Below are 23,382 nucleotides of genomic sequence, written 5' to 3' on the forward strand. Positions count from 1 at the left end.
GCCGGTTCTGCGGGAAAATGACGGGCACCGCCGCGGTTTCGAGCACCGCGATGACCGGTAATTCGCAATATTCACCACGCGTTCACATGCGATGAACCGCGCTTGCCGGGGTTCGGTCCACAAGGGACCGGGCGTTACGGCAGGCTTTGCCGCAGTGCGGCGCGGAGCAGTTCCGGCGGCGTCGATTCCGGGTGCAGCACCGCCTGCATGGTCAGTCCGTCCAGCAGCGCGGACAGCCGGACCGACTCGACGGTCAGGTCCAGTTCTTCGGGGAGCCTGCCGAGCGCGACGGCCTCGCGCAGGATCCGCGTGATCAGGTCGCGCAGGTGCTGGTGCTGGGTGTCGGCGCTCGCGCGGAACGCCGGGCGGGTGCGGGCGGCGACGGCGAACGCCAGCCAGGCCATCGCCTCGTCCCGGCGCTCGTCGTCGAGCGGGAGGAACTCGGCGAGCAGGTCTTCGACCAGCGTCCGGCGGTCGGTTCCGGCGGCGAGCAGCCGGTCCGCGCGAACCGCGACGCGCTCGCCGATCCGGTGGCCGAGCTGGTCCATGGTGAAGATCATCATCGCTTCGTGGTCGGCGAAGTAGTGGCGGATCGATCCGATCGCGAGGCCTGCTTCCTTGGCCACATTGCCGAGGGTGGCGCCTTCGACGCCGGACTGGCGGACGACTCGGACCACGGCCTTGCTGACGGCCTTCCGCCGGTCTTCGGGCACCACGATCTTCGGCATGGTTGCGTTTATAGCACGGCGATGCCACGATGGCAGTTAGCATGATGGTGCTAAATAGGGGGTCGTGAGTGCTGATGCCGGTTCTGACCGGCATCAGCACCCACGAGGCTCCGGCGCAGGGGGGAAGGGGGTCCGCGATGAGCGGGTGGGTGCTTGTGAGCTTGGTCGCCGGCGTCGTGGTGATGCTGGTGTTCCGGATGCTCGGGGAGCCGCTGAACTGGCGCGACACCGTGGTGCCGCCGGTGGTGCTGATCGCCATCGGTATCGCGGGTGTCGTTGGTTTCAAGGGGCTGACCAGCACCGACGTGTGGTGGATCGTCGGCAGCTGCGTGGTCGGTCTCGCCTTCGGCGCGGCGCGCGGCGCGACGATCCGGTTGTATGCGAAGAAGGGCGAACTGTGGCAGCGCTACCGGAAATCGAGCCTCGCGCTGTTCGTGCTCGGCGTCGCCGCGTCGCTCGGATTCACTGTGCTGGCAATGAAATTCGGCTTGCACGAACAGGCGAGGCCCGATCAGCTGGCGATCGGTGTCAGCTTCGCCGGGGAAGCGCTGGTGCTCATTCCGCGTGGGCTGCTTTCGGAGGTGCCGTTCGCGAAGGACAAGCAACGGCGGTGGTCGCGGTCCCGGTGAATCCGCTCAGGGCAATTCGGCCTGGCGTCGCTTCAGCTCGTCGATGACCTGGTCGAACACGGCGCGGTGGGCTTCGAGCCGGGCGAGTGTCAGGTTGATCGATTCCTGTACCTGCGCGACGTCCCCGGCGGCGATCTCGACGTGGTCGGCTCGTTCGGTGGTGGTCGTCCCGACCGCGAGCGGACGGTCGAGGCGGGGGAGGAGCCGCCCTTGCGGTTCCCGGTCGAGCCAGGAGGCCATGTCGCGCATCTCGTCCTCCAGCCGCACCGTCCACGACAGCCGTCGCCGTTCCGTCCATCCCGGATCGCGGCGTTCCCAGCCCGCGGCGACCATGTCCTCGATGGCCCCGGCAGCGGTGCGGCACGCGACTTCCAAACGGGGCAACGGATCCAGGCCGACTGCCGAGATCTCCTCCAGGATCGGTTCGCCCGCGGTCCACGTCCCGTCGACGGTGTGGGTCTCGGCGACATCGTGCGCGGTGGCGAGCAAGGCGCTGATCGCCTCGCGCACCTTCGCGACGTCGGCCGGATCCAGGTCTTCGTCGGTCAGCCGGTGCGGCGGCTCGGTGCGCGGCGGGCGTTCCTTGGCTGGCCAGGAACGGTTCCCGCCGCGCCGGCGGTAGTGCTGCTGCATTGCCTGTTTGGACCGGTTGCCGTACTCCGCCCCCAGCTGTTCCCAGGTCCAGCCGCGGTCGAGCACCGATTCGATCAGTGTGACCTCGGCCCGGTCCAGGTCGTGCCGGACGCCCGGGACCAGGTGCAACGCCCCCGCCGCGTCGTCGGCGCTGAGGTCCTCGCCGGGCGGGCGGCCGGATCTCGCCGCGCGGACCAGCTCGATGAAGAAGGGGTTCTCGCGTTGCCGGAAGTACCGGGTGGCCATGGCCTGTACGGAGTCCGTCATGGTCGTCAACGTATAGGTTGACGATTGCTCACGTCAACTGGTCCGTTGACGCCATGGGCCGCGCCAGGTCACGCGCAGCTCGTGGACGCCGTAGATCACCAGCGACGGAACCGGAGATGATCGAGCTGCCGCTGCGCGATTTCGGCGATGTGCTCCTCCTGCGCCTCGGGCATGCTCGGCGTCTCTCGCCGCAGGGCGATGGCGACGGCGGGTCCCCTCTCGGCGGTGGTGCGACCAGCGTCACCGCTGCGGCTGACATCCCGCTGGCACGGCGCTGGTTCGACTACCATCCGCGGACATGCCGGACACGCAGTACGAAGACCTGCTTCAGCACGTGCTCGACACCGGAGCCGCGAAGGGGGACCGCACCGGTACGGGCACGCGGTCGATTTTCGGGCACCAGCTGCGCTACCGGCTGGCCGACGGATTCCCGCTGATCACCACGAAAAAGGTGCACTTCCGGTCCATCGCGTACGAACTGCTGTGGTTCCTGCGCGGCGACTCGAACGTCACCTGGCTGCGTGAGCACGGCGTCACGATCTGGGACGAATGGGCCGCTCCGGACGGCGACCTCGGTCCGGTGTACGGCGTGCAGTGGCGGTCCTGGCCGACGCCCGACGGCGGGCACGTCGACCAGATCAGCGACGTGCTGCGGACGCTGCGCGAGAACCCGGACTCCCGGCGGATCATCGTGTCGGCGTGGAACGTCGGCGACATCCCGCAGATGGCGCTGCCGCCCTGCCACGCGTTCTTCCAGTTCTACGTCGCCAACGGCGAACTGTCCTGCCAGCTCTACCAGCGCAGCGCGGACCTGTTCCTCGGCGTGCCGTTCAACATCGCGAGCTACGCCCTGCTGACGCACATGATCGCCGGCCAGGTCGGCCTGCGCGTCGGCGATTTCATCTGGACCGGCGGCGACTGCCACATCTACGACAACCACGTCGACCAGGTGTGCAAGCAGCTCTCCCGGGACGCGCGGCCGTTCCCGGCGCTGAGCCTGAAGCCGGCGGAGAGCCTGTTCGAGTACCGCTACGAGGACATCTCGCTGGAGGGCTACGACCCGCACCCCGGCATCAAGGCTCCGGTGGCCGTCTGATGATCGGACTCATCTGGGCGCAGGCGGCGAACCGCGTCATCGGGCGTGACAACGCGTTGCCGTGGCACATCCCGGAGGACATGAAGCACTTCCGCACGGTGACCGCGGGCGCGACGGTGCTCATGGGACGCCGCACGTGGGAGTCGCTGCCCGAGCGCTTCCGGCCGTTGCCGGGGCGGCGGAACCTGGTGGTGTCCCGTACGCCGCAGGAGGGCGCGGAGACGTTCCCCGGCCTGGAGCAAGCGTTTGCCGCCGCCGACGGCGACGTGTGGGTGATGGGCGGTGCGCGGATCTACCAGGAGTCGCTGCCCTTCGCCGACCGGATCGAGGTGACCGAACTCCGGGAGTCCTTCGAGGGCGACGTCTACGCGCCGGAGATCGGCCGGGAGCCGGACACCGTCGGGGAGTGGCGGGAGTCGAAGAACGGGCTGTACTACCGGCATTTGAGCTGGGGCTCTTAGCTGACCGCGGGTCCGGCGGTGAGCGTGTCTCCGTCGAGCTTCGCGACCGGTCCGAGCGGGACTGACAGCGGGTCGCCGCCGTGGCCGACGTCGATGCCGCCGAGCACCGGGACGTCCAGCGCGCCGAGCCGGTCGCGCAGCACGTCCAGCACGGTCCAGCCGCGGTCGGTGTAGTCCTCGAACCCGGGGAACCGGCCGAGCGCGACCCCGCGCAGGCCGCGCAGCGAACCGGACCGCATGAGGTGCGTCAGCTGCCGGTCGACCTGGCCAAGCCCGATCGCGCGCGGGGCTTCGAGGAACAGGATCGCGCCGTCGAGGCTGGGCAGTCCGGCTCCGATGAACCCGACGACGGAGCCGAGATGCCCGCCGACCAGGTTCCCGGTGGCGGTGCCGGGAAACGACACCGCGGCGGTGAGTGCGGTGGGGTCCCGGTGCAGCGTCGTGGGTTCGGTTTCGAACAGCAGCCGCCGGGTCGATCCGGCGGAGCGCGCGCCGGCGAGGAAGCCGTGGATCCCGGCGATCCGGCAGTGCCGCCACAGTGCCAGGTGCAGGTTGGTGATGTCGCTGAACCCCATGAGCGGCTTGGGATCCGCGCGCACGGCGGCGAACTCGATCCCGTCGGCGATCCGGTACGCCCCGGCCCCGCCGCGGGTCGCGATGACCGCGCGCACTCCCGGATCTCGGTAGGCGTCGTTGAGGTCGGCGAGCCGGTCCTCGTCGCGCCCGGCGAGGTACCCGTGCCGGTCGAGGGCGTGTTTGCCGACTTCGACGGTCAGCCCCCAGCTCTCCAGCGTCCGCACGGAGTCCGCGAGCAGTTCTTCGGTGGGCCAGCTGGCCGGGGAGACGAGCCGGACCCGGTCTCCGCGTTGGATTCGGGACGGCAGCAGGACGTCGGTCACCTGATCGCTTTCGCAGGCGTCGCGCGCGGTAGCGGACACTGCCTGGCCGCTTCCGCTGGGACCGTGGCGTGATCAGGAAAGGAACCGGCACATGCAGATGCGGCTTCTGGGGCGGACTGGAATCAAGGTCAGCGCCTACTGTCTCGGCACGATGAAATTCGGGCAGATCGGCAATCCCGATCACGGCGAGTGCGTCCGGATGGTGCACCGGGCACTCGACGCGGGGATCAACTTCGTCGACACCGCTGACGTCTACGGGCCTGGCGGGGAGTCCGAGGAGATCCTTGGCGCGGCTTTGCGGGGCCGCCGCGACGACGTGGTGGTAGCCACGAAGGTCAACGGCTCGATGGGGCCTGGCCGCGGTGGAAGCTCCCGGCGCTGGATCGTCGCGGAGGTCGAACAGTCGTTGCGGCGGTTGCGAACCGACCACATCGATCTCTACCAGCTCCACCACCCCGACCCGGACACCGAGCTGGAGGAAACCCTCTCCGCGCTGACCGACCTGGTGCGCGGCGGCAAGGTGCGCGCGGTCGGGTCCTCGAACTTCCCGGCGTCCGAGATCGTGGCGGCCCAGTGGGTGTCGCAGCGGGCGGGACTGGCCCGGCTGCGGACCGAGCAGCCGACGTACTCGCTGCTCAACCGGGGGATCGAGAGTGAAATCCTGCCGGTGTGCCACCGGTACGGGATGGGTGTCCTGGTCTGGAGCCCACTCGCGATGGGCCTGCTGACCGGCCGCTACCGACCCGGCGGCGAGCGACCGCGGGAAGCGCAGCTGCGGTTCGTCCCGCGGCACATGAGCGACGAACGCAAACACGCCGCGGTCGAACAGTTCGCGCGAGTCGCCGAGGAAGCCGGGCTTTCGCTGACCCATCTGGCACTGGCGTTCGCGGTCAACCATCCGGCCGTGACGTCCGCGATCCTCGGCCCGCGGACGTTGTCGCAGCTGGACGACTTGCTGGCGGGGACCGAGACCCGGCTGGACGACGATGTCTTGGACCGGATTGACGAGATCGTCGCGCCGGGCGCCGATGTGGGGCCGATCGACGTGTCGTACGTCCCGCCTTCGCTTACCGACCCGAAGCTGCGTCGGCGGACCCACGGCTGACCCGGCCGCGGACGATCGGCGGCACGTAACCCGTAGCGATCGTCTCCCCGTCGAACCAGGCGGTCAGCTTCGCCGCCTCCGCTTCCAGCGCCGCCGCGGCAGCGAGAGACAGCGGTTCGATCGGCACGACCTCCACCGTCCCGTCCGGCTGCTGCGTCCAGGTCCCGACGATCCGCCCGTTCCACCACGCGGTCGGACCGGCGTTGCCCGCGCCGTCGAAGAGGTGCGGGCCGTGGTCGCCGAGGTAGAAGCCGCGGCGGCGCCAGCCCATCGTCGTCGGGTCGAGGGTCGGGAGAAGCGCCGCCCAGTCCCGGTCGAGGCGGACTTCTTCCGCGTCATCGGGGTGCAGCCACGCCGGAGTGTCGTCCTCCAGCAGGGCGGGTGTCGCGCTGAGGTCCGCCAGTGCCCGGCGGACCGCGGTTTTCGTCGCGCCGAGCCACCACACCAGGTCGTCCTCGGTCCCCGGCCCGAACGACCACAGCCAGCGCCGCACCAGCTCCCGGTAACCCTCCCGTTCGTCCAGGACGCCGGGATCCTCGCCGAGCCACTGCTCAACCGCTGTCCACACTGGCCGCGACGCTTGCCAGCGCCCGGCGTTGTCCCCGCGAACCACCGAACCGCCGGACGCGAGCACGGAAAGCACCCGGGAGCCGACCGGGGCGAGCACCGCGGGCCGTCCCTCGGCGGCGATCCGCGTGTTCAGCTCGGGAATGCGAGCGCGCAGTTGCGCGGTGGTGCCGGGTTCTTCGCGGATCGCCCTCAGCGCCTCGGCGCACCGGTCGGCGACCCACCCCGGACCGTCGTCGATTCCAGCGAGTTCGGCGTCTTTGGCCAGCCGCGCGGTCATCTGCTTCGCGACCCGGGCTGAGGCGCTTCCCCTTGCGGCGGAGAGCAAATCGACTGGGAAGGCGAAGACGGTCCGGCGCATCGCCAGCTGCCGCACCACAGTCCGCCGTCCGAACAAAGCGTCCGAAATGGACTCTCGGGAGGCCCGAGACCGGGCGTATGCGGACAGATAGACGCTGCTGGCCTCAGTCGCGTGCAAGCAGGTGACCGCGCGGACGGCGGCCTCCACTCCGGACGCGGCGGTCGCCAACGCGTGCCGCAGCCCGATCCGGTCGCGCCGCTCGGCGTCGGTTACCTTTCGCATGGTTTCGATCATGCCGGAAGTAGCGGTCACTGCCTGACCGCTACTGCTGCGAGTCTCGGTTCCAGCGCGGGAACGAGTCCGGCGCGGGAATCGAGGAGTCGAAATCATGGCAGTGCACGCCGTCGCCCACTTGAACTTCCGGGGCGAGGCCAGGGAGGCGCTCGAGTTCTACCGGTCGGTGTTCGGCGGGGAGCTCCGGATCGCCACGTACGGCGACTTCGGCATGCCCAAGGACGCGCCAGGCGCGGACCACGTGGTGTTCGGCCAGGTGGTGAACGAGAGCGGGTTCCAGGTGATGGCTTACGACACCCCTGGCGTCGCCGCCGCCGCGCCGGTCGGCGAGACCACCCGGGAGAACGGGATGACCATCACCACCGAGAAGTTCTTCCTGTCGGCCGGCGGCGATTCCGTCGAGGAGGTCGGCGAGTTCTGGAAGAAGCTGTCCGAGGACGCGACTGTCATCGAGCCGTTCGGCCCGTCGCAGTGGGCTCCGGCGTTCGGCATGCTCCGGGACCGGTTCGGGGTCACCTGGATTCTGCAGGTCGCCGCCTAGCCGCGGCGGGCTGACTGGATGGCCCATTCCCGCAGGGTTCCCCTCACGAACCGCAAGAGCATCGGAGGTGTGCGGCCGCGGGGTTGGCCCGCCGGTCTGCGGCCGGAGTCCTGCGCCGGCCGCAGACCGGCTTTCACACCGGGCGCGGCGAGAGACCCTGCTCGAACGCGAGCACCCCACTCGGGTCGTACTTCGCCGCTGCCGCCCGGAGCGTCGGAAGGTTCACCCCGTAGTACGCCGTGGCCCAGTCCTTCTGGTCGTCGTTGAGGTAGTTGACGTACGCGCCGCCGGTGGCGAATTCCGCCAGCCGCGCCTGAACGTCGTTCACCTCGTGCTTCGCGGTTTCCCGATCGACGTCCGGGTCGGCGCTGAGATACACCTGCACGTCGCCGAAAACCCCGCGGTGCGCGAACGCGGTCTCGGTGGGGCAGACGTCGGAGACCGCCGCGTCGAGCGGGTTGATTTCCAGCGCGATCTTGGTCTCGCCGGTGACGAGCGCGCTCAACCGCGCGGGATCGGCCTTCTTCGCCAGCACCCGGGAGGCGGCCGCGAATCGGCGGCGGCCCAGGCTTCCGGACCAGAAATCCATCGCGCCGAGGTAGTCCATCTCCTGGAAACCGCTGACGGTGCCCTTGACCCCGGCCCGGCGCTCCAGATCGGCGATGAGTTCGCGGGCCTGCTGTTCGCCGCCGAGGAGACAGCCGGGGACGCCCGCCGCCGGGTTCGGGCCGCCGAGCACCGAGATGTTCGACCAGAATTCCCTTGGCGCGGCGGTGACCCAGTCCTGCCAGGCCCCGTAGACGTCGGTGCCCGAGCCCTCGGGGAAGTTCACCACGAACACCGTGACCCGCGGCGGCGCGGGCACCGTGCGGAAGGTGAATTCCGTGGTGATCCCGAAGTTCCCGCCGCCTCCGCCGGTGAGCGCCCAGCCGAGGTCCGAACCCGGGTCGACCGACCGCACGCGAAAGTCGCGCGGCGTCACGACTTTCGCGCCGTCCAGGTGATCGCAGGTCAGTCCGTACTTTCGCATCAGGACGCCGATTCCGCCGCCGAGCGTGAGCCCGGCGATGCCGACCGAACCGCACGTGCCGCCCGGCAACGCGCGGCCCTCGGCGGCGAGTGCGTGATAGACGTCGATCAACCGGGCCCCCGCACCGACGACGGCGGTGCCGTTCCGGCGGACCTCCACGCGGTTCATCAGCTTCAGGTCCGCGACCAATCCGTCGCCCGGAGTGGAATAGGCGACGTAACTGTGCCCGCCGCTGCGTGCCGCGAACTTGATTGTGTTTACCGCGGCGAACTCCAGGCACTTCCGGACGTCGTCGGCGTCGGTGCACCGGGCGATCGCCGGCGGGCAGCGATCGTCGTAGAGGAGGTTGAACGGCGGGCGGATTTCCTCGTAGCCGGCCTGGTTTCGCTGCAGCAGCGCGCCGTGCAGCCGTTTGCGCAACGCGGCCCAGTCCGGCTCCCTCCCGGCGGCCTCCGCGACGGTTCCGGTCCCGACCGCGGCCGCACCCGCCGCGACCGCGGACAACTGCAAAAGACGACGACGGCTCAACGTCATGGACGCCCCCTCCACGGCTCGGCGGCCCGCGCGCACGAGAAGAAACCCGTCGGCCCGCCCCGAGATTCCCCTTGTCCGACGCCGCCAGCATAGACTAATCTTTCCGAAATAGAAGACACATCTACGGTATTTCGAAAATGCGTGATTCGGGGGCGCTGGGGTCGAGGTCGACCGGCCTTGATCCACCATCGGATCAGGAGGTGCGGGCGACATGGGCGCAGACCGCTCCGGCTCGGCAGGCTCGGTTCCGGCGCGCTCGGCGCGCCGGTCCGCGGTGCTGGCTTCCAGTATCGGCACGCTGCTGGAGTACTACGACTATTACCTGTTCGGCCTAGCCGCCGCCGTCGTGTTCCCGGCCGTGTTCTTCCCGTCCGAGGACCCGCTCACCGGGCAGCTGTCGTCGTTCGCCACCTTCGCCGTCGGGTTCGTGCTGCGTCCGGTCGGCGGCATCGTGATCGGGCACATCGCGGACCGGTTCGGCCGGAAGAAGGCACTGATCCTCACCATCGTGGCGATGGGGATCGCCACGATTCTCATCGGGGTGCTTCCCGGATACCGCCAGATCGGCGTCGCGGCTCCGATTCTGCTGGTGATCCTGCGGCTGCTGCAGGGTTTTTCGACCGGCGGCGAAATGGGCGGCGCGGTCTCGCTGGCCGTCGAGCACGCTCCGCCGCGCAGCCGCGGTCTCTACGGAACCCTGCTCCTTTCCGGAGCGGGTGTCGCGCTCCTCGTTTCCTCCGGGTTGATGGCGTTGTTCTCGATGCTTCCGGACCGGGATTTCCTCGCCTGGGGCTGGCGGATCCCGTTCCTGCTCAGCTTCGTGCTGCTGGTCGCGGGGTTGATCATCCGGATGCGCGTAGGCGAAACGCCGGACTTCGAACGCGCGCGCAAGAAGAGCGCCGGCGCGCGCATTCCGCTGGTCGCCGTGCTGCGTCGGCCGCGCAATGTGATCTACGGCGTTCTGTTCGGTTTCGCCAACAGCATCGGCGGATACGTCATCACCACCTACGGCGCGTCGTACGTCAAGAAAGATCTCGGCATGCCCGCCTCCGTGGCACTCACCGCGACCATGGTCGCCGCAGGCGCGCAGATCGTTCTCGCGCCGACGTGGGGTGCGCTGTCCGACCGGATCGGCCGGAAACCGGTGTTCCTCGGCGGCTGCGTCGGGCTCGCCGTGGTGATCTTCCCGGTTTTCTGGTTGTTCGAGACGAAGAATCCGGTGCTCGTGGCGGTCGCGATGGTGCTGGGCTTCTCCGTGTTCGTGATGGCGATGTCCGCGCTGTCCCAGACGATTCTGTCCGAACTGTTCGACACTCGCTCGCGGGTCACCGGAGTCAACCTGGGATATCAGCTCACCGCGGTGCTCGGCGGCGGATTCGCGCCGTACCTCAGCGCGTTGCTGGTCGGCGCGACCGGCGCGGTGTGGGGCGTCGGCATCTACGTCATCGCCGGCTGCGTGCTCAGCGCGATCGCGATGCTGCTGTTGCCCGAACGCGCCGGGCGGCCGTTGCCGGAACCGGCCGCCGAACCGAAAGCTGCGACAGTATGACCTTGCTGGGCTACGTCAGCGACGAACGCTATCTCGCCCTGCCCGATGTCACCGTCGAGATCAGCGCGCGCGATGCGCACTGGACCGCCCGCTCGACCGCGACCGGCGCGATCCACGCCGACGTCCCGCCCGGCGACTACCGCGTCACTCTCGCCAAGGACGGGTACGGCGCCAAACACGTCGACCTCGCGCTCGGGGCTGAACCGTATCAGTTCCGGCTGCTGTCCGATCGGATTTTCGGGTACCTCTGGCCGAAATGGGCCCGCAGCGGCGACGAGGGCGAGTTCCGGATCCACAGTCCCGAGCCCTACCGCCTGAGCCTGTGGCGACACGGCGCGGCGGCCGAGGAGACAGCGCTGATCGGCTGGTTCGACGAGCACGCGCCGCGCGCCACTGTGCAGGTGACTCCCGATGGCGACTACACGCGAACCGGCGTGCGATTCAACGAAAAGGGCTACGCCGACCCGTCGCATCGCCAGTACGTCACGGCTCCGGACCGCAGCGGCCTGTACTACTTCCACGTCGAAGGCGAATCCGGGGCTCGCTTCTCGTTTCCGTGGGTGGTCGCGCCGCGCCAGCCGACCGCGCCGATCGCCGTCGTCGCGTCCACGAACACCTGGAACGCCTACAACAATTTCGGCGGCCGCAGCAATTACATCAACGCCTCCGGCTTGCCCGCCGCACCGGTTTTGGTTCCCCGCCTGGAAATGCCCCGCTACCGGGAATCGAGCTTCAGCGAACACGCCCTGCCCGACGACGCGTATCCGCCGCTCTCCTTCGAACGCCCGGAACCGCTGAACCAGCTCAGCGCCGACGCCCAGCCGGAGGACCCGATCCGCGGCAGGCAACCGTGTCACCTGGCCGCCGCGGAATGGCGGCTGCTCAGCTGGCTGGAACGCAACGGCTACGAGTACGACCTCTATTCCGACGCACACCTGCACGACGGCACCTTGCCGTTGGACAGCTACCGCGCGCTGGTCTTGAGCACGCATCCGGAGTATTGGTCCCGTGAGATGTACTCCGCAGTCTATTCCTGGGTGCACGACCGCGGCGGAAAGCTGGCCAACTTCGGCGGCAATGTCGCCGACTGCGAAGTGGTGTTCTCCTCGGACGCGCTGCGCTTCCGCACCCAGGCGGTCGAGTCCGGTGCCTACGAGAGCCGGATGCACCGCACGTTCCGGCCGACGTCGGAGCTGTTCGGCGTGGTGTTCACCAGCGCGGGCGCGATGACCGGGGCACCGTACGAGGTCGTCGATCCCGGCCATTGGGCGTTCCGCGGCACCGGATTGGACAAGGGAGACCTGTTCGGCGTCCGGAGCCTGCACGAGCGGTGTCCAGGCGGCGCTTCCGGGCACGAAACCGACAAGACCGGTCCGCGTAGTCCACAAGGGACTCACGTGCTCGCCCGCGGCCTGAACCCCGGCGACGGCGGCGGCGAAATCGCTTGCTACGCCACGACCAGCGGCGGCGAGGTGTTCTCCGTCGGCTCGATCGCTTGGACCTCAGCTGTGCTGGTAGACGACGGCGTCTCCGCGGTCACGGCGAATGTCCTCGACCGGTTCACCGGACGCTCCTGAACCCGGCGGCGATCTCGTCGGCCACCTCGACACCGAGGCCGGGCGCGTCGCCGAGCCGGACTGTCCGGCCGTCACTGTTCAACGGCGTCTTGAGGATGTCGCGCTCGTAGTAGTGCGCGCCAATGATGTCGGACGGAATCCTGCCCGACAGCCCAGGTGCGGCACACGCCGCGTGCAACTGAGCCGCCGCACCGATGCCGAGCTCCCCATTGGAGCCGAGCACGACGTCGAGCCCGAACGCGCTCGCGAGCTGCGCCATCGCCACTACTCGGCCCGGCCCGGCTGCTTTGCCGACATACAGGCTGACCGCGTCCGCCGCTTCGGCCCGGATCACCGACACGAGGTCGTCAGTGCCGAAGACGCTTTCATCCGCCACAATGGACAACCCGCGCCCGCGCAGCTCGCGCATCCCGGCCAGATCCCCGGGTGCCACCGGCTGTTCGAGAAATGCCGGATTCTGGTCGCGCATCAACTCAATCGCCCGGGCGGCAGCTGCGGGCCGGTAGCCGCCGTTCGCGTCCAGGCCGAGGAACGTATCCTCTCCGACGAGCTTCCGTGCCTCCGCGAGCCGGCGCGCGTCGTCTTCGGGGTCGAAGCCAATCTTGAGCTTATAACTGCGAAACCCGGCCTCGAAGGCTGACTGGCAGACGTGGCGGAGCCGTTGCCCGCTGCCGCTGAGCGAGCACTTCACCGGCACTTCGGTCCTTAATGGACCCCCGAGCGCCACCGCGAGCGGGACCCCGAGTGTGCGCGCGTACGCGTCCCACAACGCCGTGGAGATCCCCGCTTTGGTGAACGGCGCACCGGCCGTAGCCTCGTCCATGCGCCGCTCTAGATCGGCGACCGGAACGAGCGGCCGACCGAGGATCGCCGGGGCAAGCGCCTTCTTGATGAGATACTCCGCCGTGCCAGCGTCTTCGCCGCTCCACTGAAGCGTCGCACTGACCTCGCCGAGCCCGGTCGTACCGTCCGAAGTGCTCACCCGGACCAGCAGGAAGTCGGAATGGTCATGCGTCCCGCGAGCCCCGGCCACGATCAGTTCCGGCCGGACGACCGGACTGATCGCGGTGACTTCGAGGTCTTCGACCGTACTCACAGGAACTCGCGGAACTCGGCGAGAAACCGGTCGATCATCCGGATGTCCTCGGCGTCGAGCCGATGCGCGGGCGCGCGGCAGTACGAACTGCCAAAGAGGCCGCGGCGGACCGAAATCAGCTTCTCCGCGGCGATGATCCGCTCGGTGTCCAGCATCCAATAGGAAATGTAGGGCAGCAGCCGTCGATGCAACTCGTCGCCGCCCGCGTCGTCGCCGTCCTCGAACCGCCGCCAGATCTCCACGTAGATTTCAGTGAACGAGCATCCCGGCTGGGTCCCGACGGCCCCGCGCCGGATGGCGTCCGGCAACTGCACGCCCGCATACCCTTCGACCGCTGGAATCGGCGGATCCCCTGCGGCCAGCTCGGCGATCAACGGCCCCGGCGGGCTGGATTCGACCTTGACCAGTTGCATATTGGCATGCTTGGCCGCGATCTCGCGCAGCACGTCGGCATCGAGGCTGGTACCGGTCTCCGCGGGCGCGTACTGCACCACGACCGGTGTCGGCGCGACCGCGTCAAGTACTTCCCGGATATGCTTGACCAGCGCCTTCCGGGACGGCTGCAGATAATGCGGCGGCAGAAGATTGATCAAGTCCGCCCCGGCCGCCACCGCCTCCGTCGCCCGCTGCACCGCCAGCCGCGTCGCGTGGTCCTGAATCGCGATAATGGCCTGGACATCCGCCCGCGGGTTCGTCTCCGCTAACAGTACTTCCGTCAGCGTCTGCCGCTCGTCCTCTGTCAACTTGTAGAACTCCGAGGCGAACCCAGGAAACATCACGCTGCCGACCCCGGTTCCGAGGACATGCCGGACGACCCGCCGAAAGCCGGAAACATCGATCTCGCCGTCATCGGTGAAAGGCACTTCGAGAACGGGAGACACTCCGCGAATAGGCGTCATCGAATCCCCTTCTGGAGGCCGAGTGCGGCAACCGCGTCCGCGTGAATGATTCCCTCGATGAGTTCGGGCGAGATCTTCGGCAGCGCGGTGCCCGCGACGATGTCGTTGACCCGCCGGATCCCCGCGATCGCCTCCGCGGTGGTGGCGATCGGAAAGTCCGAACCAAGCAGCAGCTTGTGCGCCGTGCCCCACTCCTGCGCCGCGAGCAGTGATTCGTAACAGACCCAAGGCCGGAGATAGATCGAGGAGACGTCGGCGTAGACGTGCGGATGCTTGCGGATGGTCACCACGGTCTCGCGTCCCCACGGATGGCCCATGTGCGCCATGACGATCCGGAGTTCCGGGAACTGCAGCGCGACCTCGTCCGTGACCAGCGGATACGTGTACCGCAACGGTGCTTGGCGAATCGGCGAGGCACCCTGGTGGAACAAGATCGGCAACCCGTGCCGCTCGCAGTAGCTGTAGAAGTCCAGCGCCGGCTGGGACAGCGGGTCGAAGTTCTGGTAGTTCGGCCCGAGCTTCACTCCGACCAGCCCGAGCTCCCGGCACCGATCGGCCTCTTCGAGCACGTCGGGCGCAGTCGGATTCACCGACATAAATCCCATCCGCCGCGCCGGATCAGCCGTCACGAACGCCGCGGTAGCAGTATTGGTGTCCTCCGCCCGATACGGCAACCCGGTGGCTTCCTCCGGCTTCTCGACCGCGATGTTGAACACAATGGACAGATCAGCGGCCTCGGTGGCTTTGTCGTAGTCCGTCCAGGAATTCGTGGTGACCACAGCCCGGTCAGTCCGCCACCCCTGGTAACCGCGCCGCTCATCCTCCGGCACCGCGGCCTGGTGGGTCGGAGTATGCGTGTGCACGTCCACGATCATGGCTTCACAACACCTTCGCCAGCTTCACAAACCGATCCGCGAGCCCGCTGGTGATCTCCTCGAACCACCTGCCGCCCCGATCCGCGGCTGCTAACTCGGGCCGGTCGGTATACCCGTCGATGTCCTGCCAGGCCTTTTCGGAATGGACGTCCACATCGGACACTCTCGGTTGCCTGGGCTGCTCCCGGACCGCCGGTTCCCGAACCAGTTCCCCGCGAACCGCCAGCATCTGCGAAGTCTCGAACTCCCCAGCGTGCCCAGGCACGATGTCCTCCGGATCGAGGACCCGCCAGTAGTCGGTGTGCGCCACCGCAAGCCCGTGCCGAGTCGATGCCGCACCGGCGAACGCGTGGCAGACGCCGACGTTGCCACCGTGCCCATTGACGATGACCAGCCGTCGCCCGCCCTGCACCGCGATCGAACGGGCCAGATCGTCCAGCACGCGCGACAAAGTCTGCGCCGAAAGGGAAAGGGTCCCGTTGAAGGGCAGATGATGGTCGGAAGCCCCGTACGGAATCGGCGGCGCGAGCAACAACGCCCGCTCAGCCCTCGGCGCGGCCAGTTCGGCCGCGTGCTCGCACACCGCGGCCGCGAGAAAGGCGTCCGTCCCCGTAGGCAGATGCGGCCCATGCTGCTCGGTCGCACCGATGGGCATCAGGACGAGCGCTTCGGAAAGCACCCCGCGCACCGCCGCGCGATCGGCCTCCGCCCAGCGCAACAGTGCGCCCACGACGTCTCCCCGATACTCCGGTTGGCCTATCTTCCGGTATTTCGTAGAAGTCTTCCTGATTCAGGAAGATAGTCGATCGGGAAGGGAGACGCAATGCCGTTGGCCCGGACGTGGATACGGCCAGGCTCGCACCCGCGACGCGGGCACCGCTGCGTTGGCCGGGGGCGAACAACCGCTTGCTGGCTGAGGGCCATGGCGGCTCGTCCGGTCGCACGTCGCGGACCGGTGAAAGGAAATGCGGATACAAAAGATGCGGCCAGCCGTGGCGATCCTGCTGGTGGGCCGTTTCAGACGTTGAAGCCGCGAACATTCCCAGGGTGAAGACCGTCGCTCACGCCACAAACCCCAACCGCCGCGAGACCTCCTGCCCAACCTGCACCACACCCCGCACTGCGGCTTTCCTCTTCTCCCCAACCAACTGCCGCGCAAACCCCGTCACGCCGACAGCCCCGGCGACAGCCCCCTCGGCGTCAAAGAACGGTGCGGCAAGGCAAGCGATCTCAGCCTGCTCCTCCTCGCTCTCAATCGCATACCCGTCCGCCCGCACCTTCGCCAGCAATGCCAGAAACTGACCCGCGTCAGGAGCGGCGGCCTTAGGCCCGACCCCGCGTGAAAGCCGGGACAGCAACGGCTTCAGCTCAGCCTCTGGAAGATGCGCGGCGATGGCCCGCCCCAAAGCGGTCAGGTCGAACGGGGCGACCTTCCCGCGGTAGGTGTCGAACTGGACGAAACCGGGCGTGGAGGCCTTGGCGACATAAACTATCGAGGCGTCCTCTAAGATCCCCACATGCGCGGGCATTCCCAGGCTTTCCGCAAGCCGCCGCAGGTCGGCCTGTACCAGCGATGGCAGGTCGACCTTCCGCACCAGTTCGATGGCCAGCCCGTACAGCCGCAGGGTGGGGCGCCAGAAGTGACTCCGGCCGACGACCCGGCGCACGGCATACCCCCGCTGCTCCAGCGTGTACGCGATAGACGCGCAGGTGGCGAGCGGCACCCCGGCGGCCTTCGCGAGGGCGGTCAGCGTCAGCGGTTCCTCGGCCCGCACCAGTGCTTCCAGCACGGTCAGCGTCCGGTCCGCGGCCGGCGACGCTGCTTTGCCCGACGCGTCGCTCATCCGGCATCAACCTTTCGGATACCTGTAGTCATCTTCGGAACACGGTAGCGTCCGGTCATCCGGCTGGCTCGATTCGCGCGATCGTCTCCTCGGTCCACGAGCGAATGGCGTCGGCTTGGGCGGGGGTCAATTCATCGAGGAAGTGGCGGCGAATGTTGCTGCCGTGGACCGCCAAAGCCTCCTGGATGACCGAGCGGCCGTGCGCGGTGAGGGCGATTCCGGTGCGCCGTCCGCTGGGGCCGCTGCGGGCCGGGGTGACCAGGTCGCGCGACTCCATTCTGGTCAGCTGGTGCGAGACCCGGCTCTTCTCCCAGCCGAGGGCCTCGACCAGATCGGCGACGCGCGCTTCGTGGCCAGGGGTGCGCCAGAGGGTCACGAGGACGCTGAACTCGGCCTTCGAGATACCGCATGCACGCTGCAGTCCGCGGTCCAGTTCGCGGGTGAGCAGGCGTTGCGCGCGCACCCACGCGTTCCACAGCTCCCAGTCGTCGGGGGTCATGAGCAGGGAGCGTACCTGTGGAGTTGACTCATCAACTCAGGCGGCTCTAGAGTTGATACATCAACTTTGCGGAGGGCGCATGCGGACATTGCTCCAGAACGGGACCGTGGTCAGTCTTGACCCGGCGGTCGGGGATCTTCCGCGCGGGGACGTGCTGATCGAGGACGGGCGGATCGCGGCGGTCGGGCCCGCGATCCAAGCCGACGCCGAGGTCGTCGATGCCGCGGGCAAGATCATCCTGCCCGGATTCGTGGACACTCATCGGCACACCTGGCAGACGGCGTTCCGCGGAATCGGCGCGGACTGGACGTTCGCCGAGTACCGCGACGTCATGCACGAGACGCTCCGGCGGCACTACCAGCCGGAGGACGTGTACCTCGGCAATCTGCTGGGGCGGCTCGAAGCGCTGAACTCGGGTGTGACGACGATGCTCGACTGGTTCCACTGCTCCGACCGGCCGGAGAACGCCGACGCGGCGATCGACGCCCTCCAGGAGGCTCCCGGAAGGTCGATCTTCTGCTACAGCGCGATGGACCCAGCCGACACCGCCCGCGTGCGGAATCGGCTGCCCGGCGACGAAATGGCCTTCGGGTTGCGCGGGCCGATGGTGACCTCGATGGACACCACCGCGGCCGATGTCGCGTTGGCGAGGGAACTCGGGCTCAGGGTGAGCGTGCACGTCCACCACGCGGCCTGTGACTCGATTCCCGAGATGCGCGAACGAAAACTGCTTGACGACCGTACGACGATAGTTCACGGCAACGGGCTCACCGACACGCAGCTGGCGATCCTCGCGGCCGCGGGCTGTTCGGTGACGCTCAGCCCGGACGTCGAGGTGAAGATGGGGTTCGGGTGGCCGGAAACCGGACGTCTGCTGGCGGCTGGGATCCGGCCGTCGCTGTCCATTGACGACTGCCCGTCCGCGGGGGGCGACATGTTTTCGGCTATGCGCACGGCGTTCGCCGCGCAGCGCGGTCTCGACGGCGGTCTGGTCGCGCGCGATCTGCTTGAGTTCGCCACCGTGGACGGTGCTCGGACCTGTGGCCGCGGCGACCGGGCGGGCAGCATCAGCGTCGGGAAAGACGCGGATCTGGTGCTCATCGACGCGGCGGACCTGTCGGTGTTTCCGGCCAGCGATCCGGTGTCCACAGTGGTCACCGCTGCGCATCCGGGCGTCGTGGACAGCGTCTTCGTCGGGGGCGAGGCAGTCAAGCGGGACGGCCGGTTGCTGGGAGTGGATGTGCCGAAGCTCAGGACCAGGCTGCTGGACTCTCGCGACCGGATCGCGGCGGCGGCCGGATTGGTGATCGGGTGAAAGTTCTGGAGACGGATCGGTTGCTGTTGCGGCGGTTTGCCGAAGCCGACGTCGAGAATCTGGTGCGGCTCGACAGCGACCCGCGGGTGATGCGGTTTCTCGCCGGCGAGCCGACGCCTCGCGCGGAGATCGAGCAGAAGGTGCTGCCGGAGATCCTCGGCGATTACGAACGCGGGCCGGCCGGGCGGTGGGCAGCGGTCGAGAAGACGACTGGCGAGTTCATCGGCTGGATTTCCCTGCAGCCACCGGAAGACGGNACGGCAGTACGGCGGAGCTGGAACTCGGCTATCGGCTGCTGGCGAAAGCCTGGGGGCGCGGATATGCGACCGAAGGCGCCCGGGCGGCGATCCACAAGGGATTCACCGAGCTGGGCACGCGGCGGGTGTGGGCGCAGACGATGGCGGTGAACACCCCGTCGCGCCGAGTGCTGGAACGGTCCGGGCTGACGTACCTGCGCACGTTCCACCTGCACTTCGACGATCCGTTGCCGGGCACGGAACACGGCGAGGTCGAGTACGAGCTGACCCGGGACCAGTGGGCGGCCCGGACGAGGTCGCGGTGAACTTCTCCGCCAGGCCGCGAATTAGACTCCTGGTATGTCATCGGGTGCCGCGGGAACCGGCGGGGGAGGGGCGGAGCGCGGGCTGGAGTTCGCGGTGCTCGGACCGGTCCGCGGCTGGTACGGCGGGCGGCCGCTGGAGCTCGGGCCGGTGCTGCGGACGACGATGCTGGTCGCGCTGCTGCTGCGGCCGGACGTGACGGTCAGCCGGGCCGAGCTGGTCGACCGGGTGTGGGGCGAGCATCCGCCGGAGAGCGACGGGGTGCCCGGCTACCTCTACCAGCTGCGGAAATCCCTGGCCGCGGGCGGTGCGGACGCGAAATCCGTGCTCCGGACCGATCCGGGCGGGTACCGCTTCGCCGGGGCGGGCGTCGAGGTGGACGCCGTGCGGGTCGACGAGATCGCCGCCCGGGCCAAGAAAGCCGCCGCGGCCGGCGCGCTCGCCGCGGCGGCCGAGGGGTACGGACAGGCGCTGGCTTTCTACGAGGGCGTTCCGCTGGCCGGACTGCCCGGTCCGTTCGCCGAACGGGAGCGGAGACGGTTCGCCGAACGCCGGATCGGGCTGGTCGAGGGCCGGACGGACGCGTTGATCCGGCTGGGCGATTACGCGTCGGCGATCAGCGAGGTGTCGGCGCTGCTCGCCGAGCATCCCGACCGCGAACCGCTGACCGGGCTGCTCATGCGGGCCCTTTACGGGGCTGGCCGGCCCAGCGACGCGCTTGACACCTGGCGCGAGTTCCGCGTCCGGATGCGCGATGAGCTGGGGCTGGAACCCAGCGAAGACCTGCGTCGCGTCCACGAGGCGGTGCTGCGCGGCGACGACGGAGCGCTCGCCGTCGCGCCGCGGCCGGCCGCGGCGCCCCGGATCCGGGACGAGCTGCCGCACGACGTCGGGGAGCTGGCCGGCCGCGACGACGAACTGGCCCGGCTCGCCGCGCCGGGGAGTGCGGTGTCGGCAGTGGACGGGGTGCCCGGGGCCGGGAAGACGGCGCTGGCGGTGCGCGCGGCCCAACTGCTGCGCGAGGAACATCCCGACGGCTGCCTGTTTGTCGGACTGCACGGGCACAGCACCAGCCGGGCGCCGCTCGCTCCGGTGCGGGTGCTGCGCCGGTTGCTGCGTTCGGCGGGCGTGAACGACCAGAACATTCCGGACGACCTGGACGAGCTGTCCGCGAACTGGCGCGCCGCCACCGCGCCGTTGCGCCTGGTTGTGGTGCTGGACGACGCCCTCAGCGCCGAGCAGGTCCGCCCGCTGCTGCCCGGCGGAACCGGAAACCGGGTGCTGATCACCAGCCGTCGCCGATTGCCTGGGTTGGACGTTGAACGCCGGATTTCCTTGGGCCCGTTGACTTCCGACGCCGCGGCCGGGCTGCTGAGCCGGATCGTCGGCCCGGCGCGCGCGAGCCGGGAACGCGCGGCTGTGCGCGAGCTGGCCAGCCTGTGCGGACGGCTTCCGCTCGCTCTGCGCATCGCGGGAGCCCGGCTGCAGAACCGTCCGATGTGGACTTTCCGGGACCTGGTGGACCGGCTCGCCGACGACACCGGCCGGCTTGGCGAACTGACCGCTGAGGAACGCAGCGTCGAAGCCGCGTTCCGGCTCTCGTACGACCAGCTTCCGGCGGACACGCGACGTGCTTTCCGCACCCTGGGTCGCGCGCCCGCGCCTGAGTTCGACGAACTCGTCCTCGCCGCGATGCTCGGTTGTTCCCGGCGCGCCGCGGAAAGCGTGCTCGAGGATCTGGTCGACGCGAACCTCGTGCAGGCGCCCGCCGCGGGCCGGTACCGGATGCACGACCTGGTCGCGGTCTACGCGCGCCGCCTCGTCGCGGACGAACCCGACGTCGCCAGCGGACTGGAGGTCTACCTGCACGCCTGCCGCGCCGCGAGCGAATGGGACGAACCCGGTTTCCCCAGCGGCCCGGCGCCCACCGCCTCGCCGTTTTCCGGACTGGTGGACGCGTCGGCGTGGCTGGACCGGGCGGGGGACCTGGTGGAAGTGGTCTCGGCCGCGGCTGCCGCGGGCCATCCGGACTACGCGTGCTGGATCGCCGAGGGAGCCGTCGACTACCTCGTGCGGCGCATCCGGTACCGCGAATGCGTTGCCCTGCTGGAAGTCGCCGTGTCCGAAGCGGCCAATGTGGCGGACCGGAGGATGACGACGGCGCTGCGGTTCGGGCTCGGCTGGGCGCACCTCGCGCTGGGCGATTCCGTCCAGGCCCGGCAATGGTGCGAAGAAGGTCTGCGGATCAGCCGGGAAAACGGCGACCGGCGGGGAAACCGCGCGGGGCCTGTGCGGGCTGGGAATGGTCGCGATGCTCGCCGGCCCGCTGGACGAAGCGGAACAGGTGCTGACCGAGGCCCGGACGCTGGCCGCGGAGGTGGCGGACAGCTGGCTGGTCGAACGGGCGGTCTCCGGGCTGGGATACCTGCATTTCAAACAGGGCGAATACGAACGCTCGCTCGCCTGTTTCGCCGAATCGCGGGAAGTCGCGGTTTCAACGGGAAATCCGGCGATGCTGGGCCGGGTGTCCAGCCACATCGGCAGCGTCCGGCTGCATCTGGGCCGTCCGGCGGAAGCGGCGGAACCCTTGCGCGAGGCGGTCGAATTGGCCGAGCGGGTCGACGACCGGTTGTTGCTGGTGAGTTCGCTGTCGCGGCTTGGTTCCGCGGAGCAGGAATTGGGGAGCCTGGATCTCGCGCTTTCGCATCACCTGCGAGCGCTGGGTGCTTTGACCGACCAGATGTCGCCGTGGGCGGAGGTGGAGGTCCGGAACCGGCTGGGGGCTTGTCGGCAGGCGCGAGGTGAGCAGGAGGCGGCGAGGGAGCAGTTCGATCTCGCTGCCGCGGTGACGGCCGGGCTGGACCAGCAGTGGGCAAGTGAGGTTCCGTGAGGGATGCGAAGGATTCGGCGGGCGGAGAAATTCCGGGTTACGCGTTGACCGGACCTCGAAAAGCGCCGCGGGGTCGTGTTTGGGGATGGACTCGCCGACAGGCGTCCACTGCCCCTTCTGAATTTCGACGCTCTCCGTCGTGCTCGTGGCGATCAAGGTGGCTTTCGCGGTGTGCGAGTCGCCCCTTGAGCAGGGTGATGTTCCGTTCCATCAGGACGGTAAAATGGACTACTTTGCCAACCAAAAGGGCATGTCAATATTTCCCCTGAGAGGCGATTGGTGCATTGAGGAAATTGCCACAAGCTGGAATCGGAGTCCGTGGCGAGGGTTTATCGCCACCCTGTACTGTGTCTTTCCCGGTCGAATCAGTGGCTGCCAAACATCTGCTCGGCGGTGAATACCTCGACTTCCATGGTGATCCGGAAGAGGGCGGGTATGCCAATCTTTGGAGGAATGTTTCGGCGTTATCGCCAAAGTGAATGCCCATTTTTCGGGGGGCCGTTCCCTTCTGATCGCGGAATCGGTCGGGTTGTCCAGCCTCCAGCTTCTGGCAGCGGAGGGTTTCTGCGAGGCGGTGCTGTTCGCAGTGCGCCCCGTCGTCGAGGGGGAGAACCTGGAAACCAGCCTGTGTCGCATCGGGGCGGCTCTGGCGGTGGACCCGGGTGCGTTCGTTCTGCGCGGGGCAGGAGAAGATCTCGTCGGCGCGCTTGAGCCCAGCGACGACAGCCAACCGGTCGCGGTGCTGCGCGGGCGAAGGGCCGAGGAGGATTGAGCGTTCCCGGGTGGCTTCTGGCCCTCCAGATCGGAAGTCACCCGGGCGCCGCCTGGGTCAGCGCATCCGCCACAAGTGGTCCGCAGTCCCGTTGTCGCTGAACTGCACCACCTGCGCACTGTCCGCGGTGGACATGTGGTGCACGCCGAGCACCTTGCCGAAGTTCCGGAACCAGCCGCTGCCGTCGTCAAGCAGCCGCCAGTCGTGGTCAGTGGTGCCGTTGTCGGTGTACTGGACGACTCGGGCGCTGTCCGCAGTGGACATCTGATCGACGCCGAGCACCTTGCCGGAGTTCCGGTTCTCGACGCGCACCTGGCCGCCCGGGATCAGCTGCCACAGGTGGTCGGCGGTTCCGTTGTCGGCGTACTGGACCACCCTGCGCACTGTCCGCGGTGGACATGTGGTGCACGCCGAGCACCTT

General features: G+C 68.6%; 22 protein-coding genes and 2 pseudogenes. 12 read left to right on the forward strand and 12 right to left on the reverse strand.

What is annotated here, in order from left to right; genetic code table 11:
• Window positions 1–134: 134 nt before the first annotated feature.
• Entirely contained in the window at window positions 135–728 is a 594-nt protein-coding gene (locus A4R44_RS03595) for a TetR/AcrR family transcriptional regulator (RefSeq protein ID WP_067576307.1), read from the reverse strand.
• Between the two features lie 137 nt (window positions 729–865).
• On the opposite strand from A4R44_RS03595, the gene A4R44_RS03600 reads away from it, so the two are divergent.
• Window positions 866–1,357 carry a DUF1453 family protein gene (locus A4R44_RS03600; RefSeq protein WP_067576308.1) on the forward strand — a complete coding sequence of 164 codons (492 nt, stop codon included), beginning with the start codon at window positions 866–868 and terminating at the stop codon, window positions 1,355–1,357.
• A 6-nt stretch (window positions 1,358–1,363) separates the two neighbouring features.
• On the opposite strand, the gene A4R44_RS03605 is transcribed toward A4R44_RS03600, so the two are convergent.
• A complete protein-coding gene (locus A4R44_RS03605; protein WP_157904815.1) occupies window positions 1,364–2,257 on the reverse strand; it encodes a hypothetical protein in 894 nt (297 codons plus the stop codon).
• Between the two features lie 298 nt (window positions 2,258–2,555).
• Between A4R44_RS03605 and A4R44_RS03615 the strand changes: the two genes are divergently transcribed.
• The gene (locus tag A4R44_RS03615) at window positions 2,556–3,353 is read left to right on the forward strand and encodes a thymidylate synthase (RefSeq protein WP_067576311.1); all 798 of its coding nucleotides are present in this window, start codon (window positions 2,556–2,558) and stop codon (window positions 3,351–3,353) included.
• Window positions 3,353–3,814: a dihydrofolate reductase gene (locus A4R44_RS03620; protein WP_067576312.1), complete on the forward strand. Its 462-nt coding sequence runs from the start codon at window positions 3,353–3,355 to the stop codon at window positions 3,812–3,814. The genes A4R44_RS03615 and A4R44_RS03620 overlap by 1 nt, the downstream gene beginning before the upstream one ends.
• Here the strand turns inward: A4R44_RS03620 and A4R44_RS03625 are convergent.
• On the reverse strand, window positions 3,811–4,752 hold the full coding sequence (locus tag A4R44_RS03625; protein WP_232791481.1) for an LD-carboxypeptidase: 942 nt from the start codon (window positions 4,750–4,752) through the stop codon (window positions 3,811–3,813). The genes A4R44_RS03620 and A4R44_RS03625 overlap by 4 nt on opposite strands.
• Before the next feature lie 52 nt (window positions 4,753–4,804).
• Between A4R44_RS03625 and A4R44_RS03630 the strand changes: the two genes are divergently transcribed.
• Window positions 4,805–5,818, forward strand: a complete 1,014-nt coding sequence (locus A4R44_RS03630; RefSeq protein ID WP_067576313.1) for an aldo/keto reductase — start codon at window positions 4,805–4,807, stop codon at window positions 5,816–5,818.
• Here the strand turns inward: A4R44_RS03630 and A4R44_RS03635 are convergent.
• A complete protein-coding gene (locus A4R44_RS03635; RefSeq protein WP_067576608.1) occupies window positions 5,781–6,968 on the reverse strand; it encodes a winged helix DNA-binding domain-containing protein in 1,188 nt (395 codons plus the stop codon). The two genes, A4R44_RS03630 and A4R44_RS03635, sit on opposite strands and share 38 nt — an antisense overlap.
• Before the next feature lie 106 nt (window positions 6,969–7,074).
• Between A4R44_RS03635 and A4R44_RS03640 the strand changes: the two genes are divergently transcribed.
• Window positions 7,075–7,521: a VOC family protein gene (locus A4R44_RS03640; protein ID WP_067576314.1), complete on the forward strand. Its 447-nt coding sequence runs from the start codon at window positions 7,075–7,077 to the stop codon at window positions 7,519–7,521.
• 133 nt (window positions 7,522–7,654) lie between these two features.
• Here A4R44_RS03640 and A4R44_RS03645 read toward each other — a convergent pair whose 3' ends face one another.
• The gene (locus A4R44_RS03645) at window positions 7,655–9,085 is read right to left on the reverse strand and encodes an FAD-binding oxidoreductase (RefSeq protein ID WP_161269401.1); all 1,431 of its coding nucleotides are present in this window, start codon (window positions 9,083–9,085) and stop codon (window positions 7,655–7,657) included.
• 211 nt (window positions 9,086–9,296) lie between these two features.
• On the opposite strand from A4R44_RS03645, the gene A4R44_RS03650 reads away from it, so the two are divergent.
• A complete protein-coding gene (locus A4R44_RS03650) occupies window positions 9,297–10,634 on the forward strand; it encodes an MFS transporter (protein ID WP_067576315.1) in 1,338 nt (445 codons plus the stop codon).
• Window positions 10,631–12,211, forward strand: a complete 1,581-nt coding sequence (locus A4R44_RS03655) for a carboxypeptidase-like regulatory domain-containing protein (protein WP_067576316.1) — start codon at window positions 10,631–10,633, stop codon at window positions 12,209–12,211. The genes A4R44_RS03650 and A4R44_RS03655 overlap by 4 nt, the downstream gene beginning before the upstream one ends.
• Here the strand turns inward: A4R44_RS03655 and A4R44_RS03660 are convergent.
• From A4R44_RS03660 to A4R44_RS03685, 6 genes are all read right to left on the reverse strand, one after another.
• The gene (locus tag A4R44_RS03660; protein ID WP_067576317.1) at window positions 12,195–13,307 is read right to left on the reverse strand and encodes a mandelate racemase/muconate lactonizing enzyme family protein; all 1,113 of its coding nucleotides are present in this window, start codon (window positions 13,305–13,307) and stop codon (window positions 12,195–12,197) included. The genes A4R44_RS03655 and A4R44_RS03660 overlap by 17 nt on opposite strands.
• A complete protein-coding gene (locus tag A4R44_RS03665; protein WP_067576318.1) occupies window positions 13,304–14,206 on the reverse strand; it encodes a dihydrodipicolinate synthase family protein in 903 nt (300 codons plus the stop codon). The genes A4R44_RS03660 and A4R44_RS03665 overlap by 4 nt, the downstream gene beginning before the upstream one ends.
• A complete protein-coding gene (locus tag A4R44_RS03670) occupies window positions 14,203–15,081 on the reverse strand; it encodes an amidohydrolase family protein (protein WP_067576319.1) in 879 nt (292 codons plus the stop codon). Before A4R44_RS03670 ends, A4R44_RS03665 begins: the two co-directional genes overlap by 4 nt.
• 4 nt (window positions 15,082–15,085) lie before the next feature.
• Window positions 15,086–15,811: a creatininase family protein gene (locus A4R44_RS03675; RefSeq protein ID WP_067576320.1), complete on the reverse strand. Its 726-nt coding sequence runs from the start codon at window positions 15,809–15,811 to the stop codon at window positions 15,086–15,088.
• Window positions 15,812–16,142: 331 nt separating this feature from the next.
• Window positions 16,143–16,925: an IclR family transcriptional regulator gene (locus tag A4R44_RS03680; RefSeq protein ID WP_067576321.1), complete on the reverse strand. Its 783-nt coding sequence runs from the start codon at window positions 16,923–16,925 to the stop codon at window positions 16,143–16,145.
• 55 nt (window positions 16,926–16,980) lie between these two features.
• Window positions 16,981–17,424 carry a MarR family winged helix-turn-helix transcriptional regulator gene (locus A4R44_RS03685; protein ID WP_067576322.1) on the reverse strand — a complete coding sequence of 148 codons (444 nt, stop codon included), beginning with the start codon at window positions 17,422–17,424 and terminating at the stop codon, window positions 16,981–16,983.
• Between the two features lie 79 nt (window positions 17,425–17,503).
• Between A4R44_RS03685 and A4R44_RS03690 the strand changes: the two genes are divergently transcribed.
• The 5 genes and pseudogenes from A4R44_RS03690 to A4R44_RS03705 all read left to right on the forward strand — a co-directional run bounded on the left by A4R44_RS03690 (window position 17,504) and on the right by A4R44_RS03705 (window position 22,961).
• Window positions 17,504–18,739, forward strand: a complete 1,236-nt coding sequence (locus A4R44_RS03690) for an amidohydrolase family protein (RefSeq protein WP_067576323.1) — start codon at window positions 17,504–17,506, stop codon at window positions 18,737–18,739.
• Window positions 18,736–19,301: pseudogene (locus A4R44_RS03695) on the forward strand (GNAT family N-acetyltransferase). The gene A4R44_RS03690 and the pseudogene A4R44_RS03695 overlap by 4 nt, the downstream one beginning before the upstream one ends.
• 163 nt (window positions 19,302–19,464) lie before the next feature.
• Window positions 19,465–20,895 (forward strand): annotated as a pseudogene (locus A4R44_RS52170) (BTAD domain-containing putative transcriptional regulator); the annotation flags it as partial.
• 715 nt (window positions 20,896–21,610) lie between these two features.
• Window positions 21,611–22,189: a tetratricopeptide repeat protein gene (locus A4R44_RS52175; RefSeq protein WP_369805820.1), complete on the forward strand. Its 579-nt coding sequence runs from the start codon at window positions 21,611–21,613 to the stop codon at window positions 22,187–22,189.
• 445 nt (window positions 22,190–22,634) lie between these two features.
• A complete protein-coding gene (locus A4R44_RS03705) occupies window positions 22,635–22,961 on the forward strand; it encodes a hypothetical protein (RefSeq protein WP_157904816.1) in 327 nt (108 codons plus the stop codon).
• 57 nt (window positions 22,962–23,018) lie between these two features.
• Here A4R44_RS03705 and A4R44_RS49920 read toward each other — a convergent pair whose 3' ends face one another.
• Window positions 23,019–23,336 (reverse strand): RICIN domain-containing protein, encoded by a 318-nt coding sequence (locus tag A4R44_RS49920; protein ID WP_067576326.1) that lies wholly within the window; start codon window positions 23,334–23,336, stop codon window positions 23,019–23,021.
• Window positions 23,337–23,382 lie beyond the last annotated feature (46 nt).

This window comes from Amycolatopsis sp. M39 (genome assembly GCF_001651785.1).
In the GTDB taxonomy this organism is placed as follows: domain Bacteria; phylum Actinomycetota; class Actinomycetes; order Mycobacteriales; family Pseudonocardiaceae; genus Amycolatopsis; species Amycolatopsis rubida.

Excerpts from the sequence above, each read along its gene's own strand:
- A4R44_RS03600 (WP_067576308.1), top strand. The coding sequence starts at position 866 with ATGAGCGGGTGGGTGCTTGTGAGCTTGGTCGCCGGCGTCGTGGTGATG.
- A4R44_RS03605 (WP_157904815.1), bottom strand. The coding sequence starts at position 2,257 with ATGACGGACTCCGTACAGGCCATGGCCACCCGGTACTTCCGGCAACGC.
- A4R44_RS03690 (WP_067576323.1), top strand. The coding sequence starts at position 17,504 with ATGCGGACATTGCTCCAGAACGGGACCGTGGTCAGTCTTGACCCGGCG.
- A4R44_RS03665 (WP_067576318.1), bottom strand. The coding sequence starts at position 14,206 with ATGACGCCTATTCGCGGAGTGTCTCCCGTTCTCGAAGTGCCTTTCACC.
- A4R44_RS03640 (WP_067576314.1), top strand. The coding sequence starts at position 7,075 with ATGGCAGTGCACGCCGTCGCCCACTTGAACTTCCGGGGCGAGGCCAGG.
- A4R44_RS03645 (WP_161269401.1), bottom strand. The coding sequence starts at position 9,085 with ATGACGTTGAGCCGTCGTCGTCTTTTGCAGTTGTCCGCGGTCGCGGCG.
- A4R44_RS03615 (WP_067576311.1), top strand. The coding sequence starts at position 2,556 with ATGCCGGACACGCAGTACGAAGACCTGCTTCAGCACGTGCTCGACACC.
- A4R44_RS03620 (WP_067576312.1), top strand. The coding sequence starts at position 3,353 with ATGATCGGACTCATCTGGGCGCAGGCGGCGAACCGCGTCATCGGGCGT.
- A4R44_RS52175 (WP_369805820.1), top strand. The coding sequence starts at position 21,611 with ATGCTCGCCGGCCCGCTGGACGAAGCGGAACAGGTGCTGACCGAGGCC.
- A4R44_RS03680 (WP_067576321.1), bottom strand. The coding sequence starts at position 16,925 with ATGAGCGACGCGTCGGGCAAAGCAGCGTCGCCGGCCGCGGACCGGACG.
- A4R44_RS03655 (WP_067576316.1), top strand. The coding sequence starts at position 10,631 with ATGACCTTGCTGGGCTACGTCAGCGACGAACGCTATCTCGCCCTGCCC.
- A4R44_RS03635 (WP_067576608.1), bottom strand. The coding sequence starts at position 6,968 with ATGCGAAAGGTAACCGACGCCGAGCGGCGCGACCGGATCGGGCTGCGG.
- A4R44_RS03595 (WP_067576307.1), bottom strand. The coding sequence starts at position 728 with ATGCCGAAGATCGTGGTGCCCGAAGACCGGCGGAAGGCCGTCAGCAAG.
- A4R44_RS03650 (WP_067576315.1), top strand. The coding sequence starts at position 9,297 with ATGGGCGCAGACCGCTCCGGCTCGGCAGGCTCGGTTCCGGCGCGCTCG.
- A4R44_RS03670 (WP_067576319.1), bottom strand. The coding sequence starts at position 15,081 with ATGATCGTGGACGTGCACACGCATACTCCGACCCACCAGGCCGCGGTG.
- A4R44_RS03685 (WP_067576322.1), bottom strand. The coding sequence starts at position 17,424 with ATGACCCCCGACGACTGGGAGCTGTGGAACGCGTGGGTGCGCGCGCAA.
- A4R44_RS03630 (WP_067576313.1), top strand. The coding sequence starts at position 4,805 with ATGCAGATGCGGCTTCTGGGGCGGACTGGAATCAAGGTCAGCGCCTAC.